Source organism: Pseudoalteromonas sp. 0303 (genome assembly GCF_013349995.1).
Classification (GTDB): Bacteria; Pseudomonadota; Gammaproteobacteria; order Enterobacterales; family Alteromonadaceae; genus Pseudoalteromonas.
Map to the genome: position 1 here is coordinate 71,099 of NZ_JABVXF010000016.1, position 15,514 is coordinate 86,612.

Annotated in this window: 6 protein-coding genes and 1 pseudogene; 3 read left to right on the plus strand and 4 right to left on the minus strand. The window is 37.9% G+C overall.

Annotated elements, in window-relative coordinates:
- Positions 1 to 405: 405 nt before the first annotated feature.
- The 4 genes and pseudogenes from HUS62_RS12120 to HUS62_RS12135 form a co-directional block, all read right to left on the minus strand.
- Positions 406 to 1,421 (minus strand): annotated as a pseudogene (locus HUS62_RS12120) (IS110 family transposase).
- A 127-nt stretch (positions 1,422 to 1,548) separates the two neighbouring features.
- Positions 1,549 to 4,050, minus strand: a complete 2,502-nt coding sequence (locus tag HUS62_RS12125) for a S8 family peptidase (protein WP_175079716.1) — start codon at positions 4,048 to 4,050, stop codon at positions 1,549 to 1,551.
- A 23-nt stretch (positions 4,051 to 4,073) separates the two neighbouring features.
- Positions 4,074 to 5,057, minus strand: coding sequence for an AAA family ATPase (locus tag HUS62_RS12130; protein WP_175079717.1), 984 nt, complete (start codon positions 5,055 to 5,057; stop codon positions 4,074 to 4,076).
- Positions 5,058 to 5,413: 356 nt separating this feature from the next.
- The gene (locus HUS62_RS12135; RefSeq protein ID WP_175079718.1) at positions 5,414 to 5,962 is read right to left on the minus strand and encodes a hypothetical protein; all 549 of its coding nucleotides are present in this window, start codon (positions 5,960 to 5,962) and stop codon (positions 5,414 to 5,416) included.
- Positions 5,963 to 6,145: 183 nt separating this feature from the next.
- On the opposite strand from HUS62_RS12135, the gene HUS62_RS12140 reads away from it, so the two are divergent.
- From HUS62_RS12140 to HUS62_RS12150, 3 genes are all read left to right on the plus strand, one after another.
- A complete protein-coding gene (locus HUS62_RS12140) occupies positions 6,146 to 7,843 on the plus strand; it encodes a hypothetical protein (protein WP_175079719.1) in 1,698 nt (565 codons plus the stop codon).
- A gap of 91 nt (positions 7,844 to 7,934) precedes the next feature.
- On the plus strand, positions 7,935 to 13,403 hold the full coding sequence (locus HUS62_RS12145) for a conjugal transfer protein TraG N-terminal domain-containing protein (RefSeq protein WP_175079720.1): 5,469 nt from the start codon (positions 7,935 to 7,937) through the stop codon (positions 13,401 to 13,403).
- Positions 13,404 to 13,411: 8 nt separating this feature from the next.
- Positions 13,412 to 15,244, plus strand: coding sequence for a UvrD-helicase domain-containing protein (locus tag HUS62_RS12150; protein WP_175079721.1), 1,833 nt, complete (start codon positions 13,412 to 13,414; stop codon positions 15,242 to 15,244).
- The last annotated feature ends 270 nt before the right edge of the window (positions 15,245 to 15,514 follow it).

Below are 15,514 nucleotides of genomic sequence, written 5' to 3' on the forward strand. Positions count from 1 at the left end.
GCCTTATTTAAGCTTTCCCTGCACTGCTCAGCGTTTATTATGTTTCCATTACACCTAAGTTTGGCTAGATTAGCAATTAATAATTTAAACAGCTATCTAGCAAATCACTTCTTATGCTTTAGGTAAATTCCGCAGTATGCTAAAGCAATTATGTTAGCTCGTTTTGGGGCAGTTTGTATGGTACGCCCCGTTTTGCAAGTTAATAATTAAAAATAACGGAGATGGTTTGCGCTAATGTATTCAGAGTCTATTAGAGACTTTCATTAGTCCCAGCTCTACGATGAGATCCGCGCCAGATTGTCCTCATAAACGAGAAAGCATTTTTTATGCTGCTCTGCCCCTCAGGTTTTCAATCTGGTGGTCTAACCGTTTTGTCATCAATAATTATCATTGCAAATCTGACTTTTACACTTTTAATTCGAATGGTTGTTTTGTTGACATCACTGACCACGCAATTCGGGCCAATTTATTAGCTAAAGCAACAACTGCTACATTAAAGGGTTTTCGACATTTAAGGTCTAATAACCATTGCCCAAAAAACTTATTGGCGGTGTTATCTCTCCACATTACTGCTCGTGCTGCATGAACAAACAACTCCCTTAATTCCTTGTTACCTCGCTTGGATATTCCAAGGAGTCTTGGTTTTCCACCTGTACTATGCTGATATGGAACCAAACCTATCCATGCCCAAAATTTCGGCCGTTCTTGAAGTCATTTGCATCCCCAACAGCAGATACGCAGCATGAAGCTGTCATTGGCCCTATGCCCGGAATTGTTTGAAGTAGTGCAACAACTTCATTTTCTTTATTTAATAGCTTTAATTTAGCTTCTTGCTCTTTAATTAAGTGATTCAAATGATGGTAGTAATCCAATTGACTTTTTAGTTCAGCTATAAGTAAAGCTGGTAAAGACTCCCCCTGATCTGCTAACCATTGAAAAAGGTTTTTCATGTGATGGTGACCTCTAGGAAAACTTAGGCCAAACTCTGTCAAGATAGAGCCAATTCTGCTCATGCAAGCTGTTCGCTCTTTGATGAAGCCAGAACGAATACGTCTAATCACGATCCCTAATTGAGCTTCTTCTGTTTTAGGAGATACAAATCTCATACTCGGTCTAGTAGCAGCTTCGGCGATTGCGTTTGCATCTATAAAGTCATTTTTATGTGTCTTAACGTAGGGTTTTACATACTGGGCGGGTATAAGTTTAGCCTGATGACCCATTTGGATACATTTCCTAGCCAACCAATTTGAACCGCAACAAGCTTCCATTGCAATTAGAGTGCTTGGAAAATTTGAAAGAAAACTAATTAACTTTGCTCTAGAGAACTTGTGACGAAAAACTTCTCGACCAGCGTGATCATGGCCACTTAAATGAAAAGTTGATTTACCTAAATCAATACCTATAACTTTAACAACTGACATAATGGTTTCCTCCAATAATAGCCAACTCTGTTAGTTTAGCTAATGGGTGGGGCGTACCATCTAATTAACGAGTTATATAAATAACCCGCCTCTGGACATAACGAGCTAATAGCATGGATTAATTAAACTAATTGTCTACAGTTACCACATTTTCAATAATAGCCCTATTCCTGATCTCAGTTTCCACCGGGGTATATAAATCTACATCGGTTGATGGTGTTTCAATCGACACAATTAATGAATAACGAGCTTTTTTATTAAATCGTTCCAACTTTTTACGAGTTCGCCACCAACCCATTGCGGGATAAATAGCTAAAAAACCTCGTTCAGCTAAGTCAGCCGCAGTACCTTCCCAAATGTCTTTATGAATAGACCCTTTATTACGAAAATCACCTAATAGCCAGTTAGGATCTGGTGGAGGAGTTGACGAACCTTCTTCTTCAGCTCTAGCTGCTCGGCTTAATCGTTTCAAAAATTCAGATTTTGACTCTGTCGGACGTTTTATATCAAAACGCAGTTGATGACTTGGATAACGATATTTACTTGATATGTTACGGCTAGATGGATTAGGTTCAATAAAGTAAGACAGAGTGATAGTCATTTTTACTGGAACATCACCTAATTCCAAAAGCTGTTCTTTCGGCCAAGGAATATCATGGACATGCATATCTTTAGTCGATGGTTCTTTCCCTTTAATTCTTTCAAACGGTTGTAGCTCATCCTCAACAATCATTACTAACGAATTATTTGCACTCCACAACGCTTTTCTGAGATTTGGAACACCGTAACCAACACATCTGACTAAATGATGAGCTCGTTGCCGCGCTGTTTTCCCTGGGTAGGAGAATTGACTGAGCATGCTTTCAGTCCAGCTCGCTGAATGAACAATTAAAGCTCTTACCGTTTCTGGCCATAGGTTAGGGTATGACGCACCTATCTCAGCGGCAAATTTTGCAGCTAACGCGGTTGCAGCACTAGTTGCATTAAATGTTGAAAATAGTCGTGTATTGAAATTATGATGAGTAGTCAAAAGCTGCAGACTTAACATAGAAGCCGCCGAATAATCATCAACTCCCATATTTCCACCTTCAAAAACCACTTCTGGTTTAATAGGCATTGAGTTAATCCAGGTCACAGATGTAGTACTATGTGGGCTCAACCCACCATTGGGAGCAAGCGGAGTATAATTTTCCCCACCATCATCTGTTATCTGTGTTTTATTAGTGCATGCACCAACAGTCAAAACATTCCATGACTGACCAGGGTCATGGATATCTTGTAACTCATTGTATTGGGGGTATTCTTTTAATTGGGTTAAATTCCCTTCATTATTGCCAGCACAAACAACAAAAAAACGTGGATATAAATTCTCTCCGCTATAGTCAACTGCCAGTGCATCTAATTCCGAGGACCACGCTGATGGTTTACCTCGATCTTTTGAATCTTTTGCTGATAGAGCAAGTGTATAAATTCGTTTTCTTTCAAAATTTTCGATCTCAGATAACGAAATACCAGAAGCAGTCACTTGCCCAAGGTGTTTGTCTCTGTTATCACCGGGATAACGTAAAAGCTTAATAGATTCTAATCTGTGATTGATATTTATTCGGCCAGATGTTCCAAGAGCAGATGTCAAATCACCCCAGATAGCAAGCCCAGCCATTGAAGTTCCATGACCATCAGCATCAGCATTATTCCAAGCAGGATCAACAACAAACATATCATTAGGATTAATAACGGCAGATAAAAGAGGATGACCAACATTTATACCAGTATCTAATATAGAAATATAAGGGACGTTATCATGATCAAAATTGTATTCTACTCTTTCAATTAGTTCCTCAACCCATTGGCGCTGATCTTCTATATCCTGAGAATCAAAAAATTCAGCTGTTGTTTTTGATTTACGTATTTCAGAGATCTTACTTAGAAGTGCAGCTGAACTTGCTAGCTGATCTAAAGATGCCTTAACAAGTAATACCGTCCTTTCCGGAAACTCAAGTGTACTATCTGATACGATTATTTCATGAATACCACAAAGCCTTTTAAAATCATTAATTACCGCAACCCGATCATCACCCACAGGTAACCATATTTCAAACCAATCAATTTCCTCATTGGAAATAGGAAATAGATCTGGATTATCTGTCCAAAGGTTTTCTATAACAGTATTACGAATAGTGGAAATTGCGTTCAAAAGAACCGCGTGTTTAGGACCTGATTTATTGTCTTTACTTGAATTTAAATATTCTGAAATTTTTTTCTCTAAAACTCCAAATTTACCCAGTGGTACCAACACGTTTGCCACATAGATGTTGTTTTCTTTTTGAACTACGCTCAGTAGCTCTATTCCGCTTCGAACATCAGCTAATTTTTCAAATGCGATTTCAAAACCAGGAAAACTTTCAAATGAGAGTTGAACTCCTACTGGAGTATCTAACTCAATATTATCAATTTCTTCACTAATAGCTTCTTCGGCAACTTTCGCTATTGTTAACTGAGATGAAAGATTAGCACCGTGAGCAGCTCGGTCTCTTTTTGGTATGGTAGGCGATATTATGACTTGTCTTGGATAGGTATATTTCTGTGCTTTCCCGTTTTTTCCTACAAATAAGTGTTTTTTTCCTTCCATTATCCCTATCCATTAATATAAATTTAAAACAAATTTTTTCTCATGTTCTTTCGATCTAAGATCGCATCTTGAACAGTTGCTAACGTGATTCGCACTGTTCCATTAATCAGCATATCTTTGATTGATTCATCCGCAGCTCGAGTGATCTCTGCACTACTCAATTCTTTAGCTATCTCTGGCAATTTTTTCCATTGAAAGTTCTTTGCTACATACGGCTTAAGCCTGTTTTTAAACAAGGTTATAATTTCGTCATCTTCTGGCAATTCATACCTGATAACATCGTCAAATCGTCTAAATAACGCATTATCCAAGATTTCAATATGATTGGTAGCGCACACGATTAAACTATTAGACTCATCTTGTTCGATCATTTGAAGAAAGCTATTTAATATTCTGCGAGCTTCACCCACATCGTTCTGAGAATTCCGCTGTGAGCCTAGAGCGTCGAATTCATCAAAAAAATACACACCTCGAACATTGTTAATTGCATCGAAAACTTGTCTTAACTTGGCAGAAGATTCGCCCATAAACTTCGTTATCAAAGCATCAAGCCTTACTTGAAATAGAGGGTAGTCTAATTCTCCAGCCAAGATTGATGCAGTAAACGTTTTACCTGTTCCTGGGGGACCAACCAGTAGCACTTTTCGACGAGGAGACAATCCATGAGTTTTTAATTTCGTCATGAATTTTTGCTCTCTGACCAATCGCTCAAGCCGAACTTTCAAATCATCTTTTGCAATCAAGTCAACAAGCCTGTTTTTAGGCTGAGACGCAAAAAGAAGCCCACCAGCATCCTGAACTCCTTTTGCAATTGAAATTGGAGCATTTTTATCTGCAGAAGACTTCTTTTTAGCTACTGTAACAAGATCTCGCAGCTCCTGCGCAAGTTTGCCATGACCACTACGGGCTTCATGTGCTGCGACTTGCAAAGCAATAGACATAAATCGGTCGTCATCCTTTTCTAGATGCGACTGCAACAATGCTTTTAATTGCTCTGAACTGGCCATAAGACGTCTTCTTTAAAACAAAATTGATATAACACTTAACTGTTATAGTTTGACATAGTACCTTAAAAACATCTATTCATTACGATATTTTTCAATTAATCGGTTTTTAGAGACCAAATAATTTGCCTGCATTTATATGCGTAAATGGTATCTGACCATACCTTTTGACAAACATTACTTCTTGTATATCTAATGAGCCGATTATCTGATTTCGTGTTTAACGACGTAACACATTTTAGGGCAGATATGAGTTACGCTTGAAGGGCTGCTATTTGACAAAAAAGTTCATTAGTTCTTAATCACAAGTGTTCAGAGCCACGTTTTAGAAACTAGGTGTTAAAGTATTAGAAGATTTTCTATAAATTACATTCATTAATTAATAACTGACTTATAGAGTCAGACTCTTTTGATAGTTTAAGGAGCTCATCATCCTTTAAAGAGGCTGTTGAGTCGTTAAGTTCTGAGCTAGAGAGAATGTTCTCGATTTCTGAAGAGTTAGATGAGGATTTTTGACAAAATTCAGTTATCTTCGCGTTAACTATTTCTTCGGAATTTTTCTTGTTCCTCATGTATAACTTATAGTTACCCATTACGACCTCTAAAGCTGCATGATCATAGCGTATGGTCGCTATTACTTCACTATCTTCGATTGTGTAGTCAACTATACTTACCGATATAGGGCGTAAAATACGGGCCTTCTCGCTATAGCTTAATACACCTGCTTGTGAATTATTAACAATGAAATAAGCGCCTTGCTTCTGAGCAGCTTCTTTATATATTAAATCTGCAATGTTGTACTCATTAACTGTGAGACCGATAGTTTTAAACTTGATAACTCTCACAGTATCAGCGGCATGAGCAGTATGGCTCAATACTAAAATGACTAGTAAAAACACAAATTTCATAAATCCCCCTCCAAAGTGAAAAGTATAATTTATTGAATACAGGTTTGTGAGAATATAAGAAACACAATGACATTTTATTATAACCCATTGTAAATAGGTGATATTTAGTTTGATTTTTAACCGCTGCACGAAATGAAATTTATGAAATGATTAATACAGTTTTAGTCCTTGGAGGTCGTTTTAATGAATTTATTGAAAGCGCTAGCAAATGGGGTTTTTATGCTGACTGTATTCCATGCGTTCGGGAGTGCTTATGGTGCAGAAAAAGTTAATGTCAATTTAACGCTCACTAACACCACTGATTACGATGCACAAGTAATCGAGCATCTACTTCAAAAAAAGGCTGTGGAGCAACTAAAAGTAAACCTCAACACGAATGTTACAAGTGGCAATAAACTATTGCCAAATGTAAGGCTAAAACTTAAAGAGCTAAACTTAAAGCAAGAGCAAAGCACCCTTAATGCAACGGCTACTTTTGAGTTAACTGAAGGCCCAGAGTTAATTTCTAACGAGAATACTATTAGGATTTATGACGAAGTATTTCTGTTTAATGGCATCGAAACAAAACAATCATCATTGAAAAAAAAACTCAAAGAAAAGGTGTTTGAATATAAATTCTTTGCTGATATCCAAAGCAAATTATCTAACCTAGTGACAATATCAGACTATAAAATCAAAGAACCTCAAATTAGCGAAGGCCAAATGATTTATGGTGGCCTTAAGCTCTCAGAAGTAATAAACATCCGCGCTTTAGTTGCAGCCCGTAGTTACTCTCGCAAACATATCTCAAATGGAGTAAATATTCGAAATGAAGAGTGTGCACAGCTTGAATCAAATCTGTTAGATGTAAACCCTCAATTTCCATCGATTGGAAAAGCTGCACACTGGCCAGAATTTAAAGTAGGTGTATCGATGCTAACACTCCAGCTCTTGACTGGGTTATCTCCAAAAGTTTTAGAAATTGATTTTACTAAAAACTTACTACTATCCGAATTGCAAAAGTCGAGAGCGAGAGTAAAAGACTATAATAGCGACGTGTTGCCTTATTCAAATATGTGGGATGCATACAGAGAAAGCATAGAGAACTTCAAAAATGTTTTAAATGGGCGGATGTCCAATTTATCTGAAGAATATAAGGGAAATATTGAGGCATCACCTTTCCGTCAATATCCGTTTGCAGATGTTAAGCAAGTTACAATGCACCTTAGCTTTGATGAATTAATTAGTGAAGGGGGCTACGGTGGTATTGAGTTCAATGATTGGTTTTGGGGTCCGAAAAGCTACTATGGAGTACGAAACAGCTATATTAATCGCGTAGATGATTTATCGAGAGGCAAGCCTTACTTTTTTCTTGTGATAGAGGTTTCAGGTGTAAAATTCTATCGAGCTGTCCTAGATGTAAACTTTATTCATAACAAGCATAGTTCGGCAAAAGTAAATTTAATTCCAATAGATGTGTTGTCATTTTTACCAGGGTCAGAGTTTAATATCTTTAATCGAACAGACTACCGTAAGTTGTGGCTAAAATCTTTGGAACAAGTATCCGTGACTGATGGTTCAATGAGTAATCGAGCAGTCAATATACTGCCAAAAGAAACAATTGATTGTTTGCCCGATACGTTTGCTTTTGATGTAACATTAAGTGAGTTGTTTGCTTTTAGAAAGGGGCAGACTGCATTACTCGACGGTGACTTTAACCCGGTAAAAAATTCACATGGAGACTACGTTGTTAATCAGAATGGTTTTCTAGGTTTAATGTCTACAGAAGAGCCCGCCTTTCCCGTATCTGTCAGCATGATGGGTAACTCGATAAATATTAGCTATTACAAAGACCATAAAATTGGGGATATAAGCGTTTATTTTGAGAAAAAGGTATTTTAATCAAAAAATACTGAAATTCAGTTGAAAATCACGCTTTTAAAATTTTTTTCAATTTTAAGATTAAGCCAGACTCAATATTCTGGCTTTTTTTATGGATTTTACAATTTACTCAATCGGTGAAACAGCGTTCATGTATGAGGTTCTAATGGGCCTTCGAAGAATGTTTGATTTTGGCTTTTCATCTTTGCATATTTTGATTGGTGCTACAGCTCTACTTTCACTGATGACTCTTGTAGTAAAAAGTTGGATCAACCCAAACTCTAACCCAGTACTATCTTGGTTTATTGGGCTTTGCATGTTCATGGTCTTGTGTGGTCCATTTTCTAAAGTAGATGTTGTTATTGAGTCGGTAAGAACAGGAGATGTGTATTATGTGAATGATGCACCTGGCATAGCAGCTGTTATTGCAATGATGACCTCAGGAATGTATGGGCTTTCACGAGATTATGAAGATTCATTCGCCTCACCGGATGGTTATCAGGCTGGTCAATTTCTCGATCCGATGAGAGCACTAGTGGCGCTTGATAAATTTGGATATATGGGCTCTGAAGAACTAGATTCAGGTGTTAATGCCCAAAGGTACAGAATCAAAACATCTACAATGAACTACCTTCAAGACTGTGTAATTTGGGATCTTCAAGTTGGTGGCAATGACGCTGAGCTAAATGCTGACAAAATAAAAAATGCCCCAATGGAAAACTTCCTTGAGTCTATAAGAATTAATACACCATCAAGAAGCACTTATATTCAAATAGACACTCCTGCCATGGAGCTATTAACATGCCCAAACGCATACTTGAAGCTCAAAAGTTACTTTGATAGCTCAAGTTTCAGAGAGATGACTGACAGGTTTTTGCAGAAAGAAAATGTAAAACCACAAGATGTTGAAGCCGGTGCAGAATCGATTTCTGCATTAAGCGCGACAATGAATGCATATCATTTAGCGACGGGAAGGTATTTATCAAATGTTTTTGCTGAAGCTGCTGCAAAAAGTGGGGATATGCAAGGGCTCCGCTCTGAACTTACTTTAATAGAAACAAAGTCTCAGCGACATTACCAAATGGCCGCGGATAGAAACCTAGCTTTGGAGCTATCAATTGGTTTTGCAACCTTCATTGAGGCCTTTGTGTTTTTCTTGATCCCAGTTATTGTAATCATGCTTGTAATGGGTGCTGAAGCTATGAAATCAGCTGCTATGTTCTTTGGTGTAACTGTGTGGGTTAACTTGTGGCCGGTAACCATGAGTGCGGTTAACCTTTTTACTTTACTTGCTATTCAAGGTCGATTTACATCAGTGTCAGCTGGTGGCGGTGGTGTAAGTGCAATCACATTTGGTATGTGGGGGCATAGCATGTCAACAATCGAATCATTTATTGCAGTGGCAAGTAGTTTGGCTGCTGCAGTTCCTATGCTCACTTTATATATACTGCATAGGGGTGTTCACACCATGATGGGTGTATCTAATAAGACGTCTCCTGATACAAATATTGATTCAAAGAAATTGTCACCTGATGTCACAACATCTGCAAATGGAGGTAAAGCAAGTCAAGGTGATACTACTATGCAAGCCAGTGATGTTCATTCCTCATATGGCCAATGGAGCCAAGCTCAACTGAATGGTGGACAACGAAATGATGTAAGTATTAATCCGGGTGGCGCAGGGCCTGCCTCGGGTTACCTTAAACAGTCATCAGCTGAGTTGTCAGCGATTGGCTCTAGAAATACTCAATTGGCAAATACTGAAGCCGCTAGCCAAACATTACAAAAAACTGCCACTGATAGTAAATCTGCTACTTTAGATTCAATCAAAGGGTATAAACAAGGAGAGTCGTTTGAGAGTGTGGATACTTCACAATTATCAGAGGACGAAGCTTTCTTAGCGGCACAAACCGCAGCATATGCAACTGAAAATAACATGAGTTTATCTGATGCATATGATCACGTACTACAGGGCTCCGCAAGCATGGTAGCAAAGGGGGCTCCATCAATAGCAGGGTTTGGTTTAGGTGCTGATGCGAAAGCAGCGATCACAGCAAAAGCGGCATCACAAAAGCAAGTAGGCGCCTCAGAAAGATTGTCAGAGGACGAACGTGCACAAGTTTCTGAATCGATAAAAGCAAACTGGGGGAATGCAGTAAAAATGGCTCAATCATCGAGCAGTGATAACTCAGTTGCAAGTAAAGAGGCGGTTTCCCGACAGGAAGCTGTTACAAATGCTCATACAAATATGCTTCAAGCTCAAGCCCTTGAAGCTGAGGGGAATACAGCTAGCTCCGCTTCAAAAGTAATGACGCAAATGAATGCGGGTGAGGTTCAAAACTCAACCACAGGAGCAAATAAAGCATCAATCGGCTCAATTGTTTCAACACTTTCAGATGAGCAGCAGCATGTTCTTCTAGGTAGTTTGATTGGTGATGAAGGCTTAAATAGTTTATCTGGTGACAAGAGAAGTGCTTTAATTTCTGAGTTGGGAGATAGGTTCGACTACCACAAAGAGCAGGTAAATAAAGGTGATAACGCGAGATTACCAGAAAGCCAAAAAAATAATATTGCTTTGGCCAATACGGTTACTGATGCAATCGCAAGAATGTCTGGAAATACTGAAGTGCTGTCTACAGATCATAATGGTAACCAACTTCCTCTTTCAACTGGAGTTACAGCACTTAAACAAGCTAATACCGAAAGAGGAGCTTCTGCAGGCTTAATGAGAGAATTAGGTGAAACATTACAAGCGCCAAGCCTGATTTCACTTAGTGACCAATTGAATGGATATAAACCGAGTGATAATTCACATATTCCAAAACCTGAAGATAATACTGGCATAGACACCAACACTTTAAGTAATGATGTAAATAGTGGCATCAAGACTGATCCAACAAACATGTTCAATAATGAGCGTAATGCACAAGCATTTGCTGAACACAAAGAGCAATCTCAAAACGAGGTTAGTAGTAGAGGGGCACCTGGTACAGGTGCTGTTAAAGCTAAGGGTGAGGATGTTGTTTCTGAGTCAGAAGATAAAAATGCAAATAATTTAGCGCATGCATTTGGATCATTAAAAGTATTAGGCTCAGAATCTAATGAATTATCTGGCGGTGTAGTTAGTTCTATTGGTTCACTATTCACCTCTTCAGTGGGTGAGGCTGTTACGGATGAGTTTAAGAAGTCTGGTAATGGTGAAGGTATTAATTCGAATCTAATTGAAATGGGTTTTGGTGTTTTATCAAACAATACACCAGAAGCTATTAGAAACTTACTAACTAGCGCAGCAAATGGTGAAGGTTCGATTATTAATGGTGAACGCTTATCTCCAAATGAAACACTAATGTATGCTGGGGCTGTTCAAACAGCAATGCGCCCTGAGTCTCTAGCTGCCTTCAATGAAAGTTTAAATTCAAACTCAGCTCTTCTTGCTTCAACGCTACCTAATAACCCTTACAGAAATGCTCAAGAAAATATCTCAGCTGTACAGGAGATGAGAGAGAATGAATCAATTAATAATGCCCTGAAGAGTAGTGAGTTAATTGCGGCATACTCAGCATTGGCAAACCTTGATGACGGTCAAATTGAGGACGTAATTGCAGCCACGAAAGGAGATGATAGTTTCTTAGGTATTAATGATGCTAAATACGCTCGTCATTTAGAAGCGCTAAATGAGTTATCCCCACAGTTAGGTTTAGAACCTCAGTACAACCCATCAAGGTATAAAGATGAGCCAAGTCAAAAAGGTAGTTTGGAATCAGTAAACTACGACTCTCAAGCTAGGTCAATGGCTGGGTTTGCTGGATTAAATGAGAGAGAAAATTTAGATCGAACTGAAAACAGATCGAAACCTAGTGGTCAAGGTCTTGTTGAGGGTATTACCAAAGGAAATTATGACCAAGATGCCAAAGAGATAGCTAAATATGCGTTAGCAAACTTTAATGCAACTGGTTATACATCAGGAGTTAGCTTTAAGGAACTTAATGATCGAAATTTAGATAATTTTAAATCAGCACAAGTTTCTAGTCGAGAATTTAGTATTCCTGACTTTACTAACATCACCCCTGAAGCAATGGAAGATCTGAATAAGATGAGGGATGCACTTTTAATTGCAGGTAAAGATAGCGAGGCAGAAACACTAACAAATACAATTGCTTCTATTACTTCAGATGAGCAAACTAAAAATGGGTATGAATTAAGTGCATCTAAGGAGCATGAAAGCCAAGTAATTAATAACGCAATTCACTCAGAAGGTGTTTCTAGTAAAGCGAAGGAGTTTGCCGCGAACGCCCTTTATGGCACAAGCGATACTCCAAGAAATCTTTCTCATGATGACATGAGAGATCTACTTACAATAAACAACTTACTAAGTACAGCTCCAGAAGCACAAAGAACATTAAGTGAAGCGATCACAACTGCCTTCACACCGAATTATAGTGATGCCGGTACTAAAGAAGCAAATCCACCTGTAAACAGCCTTAATTCAAGCGAAGCCTCAGTGCCGCAACAGTCTGTAAATGAAAGTGATTATGATAAGAGCTCTGTCACACAACAGAATGCACTGAGCGTAACACCAAAAAGCTTATCAGTTGATAATAACCGTGGTGAAGAAATAGAAGAACCCCCTATCAAGCCAAGTGAGGTAAATAGTGGGGTTAACAGTACTGGTAAAGATGAAAGCGGGAATGTTCTATCTAAAGAGTCATCGATTGCAGGCAATGATTCAAGGGATCGTATTGATACCTACCAATATTCTGGCACAAAAGATGATTCTTATCCGAATACTACAGATTCAGGTCGTTCTTTAGTGGGCACACAATCAGAAAACCTTCAGGCTTCAGTAAGTAATGGCGGCACATTAAATAGTGAGGTTGGTTCTACTGGCAGTACCACTAGTCCAGGGTTGCAAAGCAGCCCTGCGAGTACAGACCAATCAGAAAGCCTTCAGGCATCAGCAAGTACTGGCGGTAAGTTAAATAGTGAGAATGGTTCGACTGATCGCAATGCTAGTCCAGAGTTGCAAAGCAGCCCTGCGAGTCTAGACCAATCAGAAAACCTTAAGGCATCGGCAAGTGGTGGTTCTATTGTTGCTGAGTCTAGTCTAAAAACTGACACAAGCGATGATAATGTGCAGACTCAAACACAGTTAACTGCTTCTAATTCTTCTCAGAAAGGTGAGTCTTTTGAGCAATCTAACTCAGATGAAAGTTCAGTTTTGAATAACTCTAGTTCTGAGAACCTAAGTTTTAATGAAACAAACGCTGGTGAAGCAGCGATGGTTAACAATAGAGAAAATTCAATTGAAGAGAGAAACCCATCTGGCCTACATCCTGTAGCTGGTGGTGAAGTCACTATGACCGAGTCACAAGAGGTTGGATTAAGGCAAGTTCTTGATAATACAGAAATGAGCAATGATGCATTATTAAAAGCGGAAAATATCTTGTCTCTAGGTACAAATTCCAATTTGAGCTCATTTACAAAGGAAGAAAAAGCAGAGCTTTTAGATTTGGCTGACAATCTAGAGGCAAATAATTATATAGCTGAATCATTACAAATCAAAAGAACTTTGGAGAGCTAACATTGACGATGACATTAGAGCAAGAATCAGCAGCTAACGATGTTAATAATCACTCTTTGATTCTTGCTACAGCAGGTAGTGGTAAAACAAAAACATTAATTGAAAAAGTAAAAAACGTACTAAAAAAATCATATGACAGGAAGGTTATTCTCGTTACATTTACAAATGCGGCCGTCAACGAAATGCAAGAAAGGTTGGAAATAGCTCTTCCACAATCATCAATAAATAGAGTTTCTGTAACTACATTTCACAGGCAGTTTCTTAACCAAACAAAGAAACTCATGCAAGGTAAGCTACTAATTGGAGCAACATACTTCAACTTTATTGAGAGATTGAAGAATTACATCGAGAATGAGCACCTACTACCGGAGTTAAAAGTAACATTCAGTGACATTACGAGCATTTTAAATGATCAGCCATTAGATGAAAAAAAAGGGTTTGATAAAGACGCTGTTAAGCTAGTTAAAGAATGTTATCAAGAGTTAAAGATAAAGAACCACCTGTATGACTTAGATGACGCAACCAGGCGCGCGGTAGAAGGAACTTTAAGTGGGGAAATACCGCTATTAAATTGTACAGACCTAATGATTGATGAGTTTCAAGACACAGATTTACTACAATATGAGTGGATTGCCCTGCAGGGGCGCGGAGGGATTAATCTAACACCTGTTGGAGATGATGATCAAAGTATCTACTCATGGAGAGGCGCTAGAAGTTATGAAACAATGCTTAAGTTTAAAGATGAATTTAAACCCAATATTCATATGCTTGCAAAGTGTTTTAGATGTAGACCTGAAATAATAGATGCCAGTAAAAATCTAATAGAATTTAATAAAGATAGAATTCCCAAAGGTATGGTCTCGGGGAAGGAAATTGGTGGCACTGTTAAAACATACATACATAAATTTAAAAAAAGTATGCTGTTAACATTTTTGGAAAACTACAATAAATATGATGGTGAGTGGGCGATCCTAAGCAGAACTAATGTTGCATTGGACTCAATAGAAGAGTTTCTGATAGAACATGAAGTAGCGTATTCAAGAAACAATCAAACAAGTATTTTTAAAACAAGCGCTGGTGATTTCGTAATTAAACTGTGTTCATATCTTTTAAATAAGTTTGCACACTACCATCTGTCAGAAGTTTTAGGGTACTTAAAAGAGGATGAGAACCTAATTCCTTTAATTTCTGAAAGTATCAAGAGTAATTCTGATATTGAGTCATATCTAAATAATTACGATCAATCAATTAATGGAACGGCTTTTGAAATGTTCTATTCAAATTATTATTTATTTGAAAATACTCATGATTCCAAAGAGATAAACACAAGAATTGATTTGTTGATTGATTTCATCATAGAGCGCCGCTCAAAAGGCGACAAGCTGAATAAATGCGCTGTTGAAACATTACTTCTTGAAGGGCTCAAGACAAAAACAGGCTCTTGGTTCGAAAGAATTAAGCTTTACTCAGATAAAATTAAAGAGCAAAACAGCAAATCTGAAATTGATAAATCAGTGGTAACTTTAACCACATACCATGGCTCTAAAGGCCTAGAGTGGACTAATGTGGCTATTTTTGATGTTATCCATGAAACAATGCCAAATATGCAGTCACCAATCGATGAGGAAAGACGTTTGCTGTTTGTTGGGATGACACGCGCTGAGCAACGGTTATTTATTCATAGCTACTTAAATAAGGCTGATATTGATGATTTAAAGGATGTGGGTGAATTGGCACTATTCAAAAAAGATTACGAATATAGCCCACCAATAACATCAGATATTAATGATGTTTGTTTTCCAAGCGAGTTTATCGAAGAGATTTACTACACTAACGATTAATCAAATGTTGTTTGACTTATTTCTGGAAATTTAATCTTTTGTATTGTTGACTAAAAATTTATAAGCAATTATATTGATTATAACCCTAAAGGTTCAGCCTTTAGGGTTAACCAATCAACACAGACTATCAACGTCACAACCACTCTTCTGAGTCATTATCGGAATACAAATTTCCAATAATGATTTCTCAATCCACTTTACCTTTTAGGTCTTTGATTTTTGCACTATGCATAATTATGCCTATTGGTATTTAAAGTGGCTTCTAGCTGT

Coding starts and splice junctions, on each gene's coding strand:
- HUS62_RS12125 (WP_175079716.1), bottom strand. CDS start 4,050: ATGGAAGGAAAAAAACACTTATTTGTAGGAAAAAACGGGAAAGCACAG.
- HUS62_RS12130 (WP_175079717.1), bottom strand. CDS start 5,057: ATGGCCAGTTCAGAGCAATTAAAAGCATTGTTGCAGTCGCATCTAGAA.
- HUS62_RS12135 (WP_175079718.1), bottom strand. CDS start 5,962: ATGAAATTTGTGTTTTTACTAGTCATTTTAGTATTGAGCCATACTGCT.
- HUS62_RS12140 (WP_175079719.1), top strand. CDS start 6,146: ATGAATTTATTGAAAGCGCTAGCAAATGGGGTTTTTATGCTGACTGTA.
- HUS62_RS12145 (WP_175079720.1), top strand. CDS start 7,935: ATGGATTTTACAATTTACTCAATCGGTGAAACAGCGTTCATGTATGAG.
- HUS62_RS12150 (WP_175079721.1), top strand. CDS start 13,412: ATGACATTAGAGCAAGAATCAGCAGCTAACGATGTTAATAATCACTCT.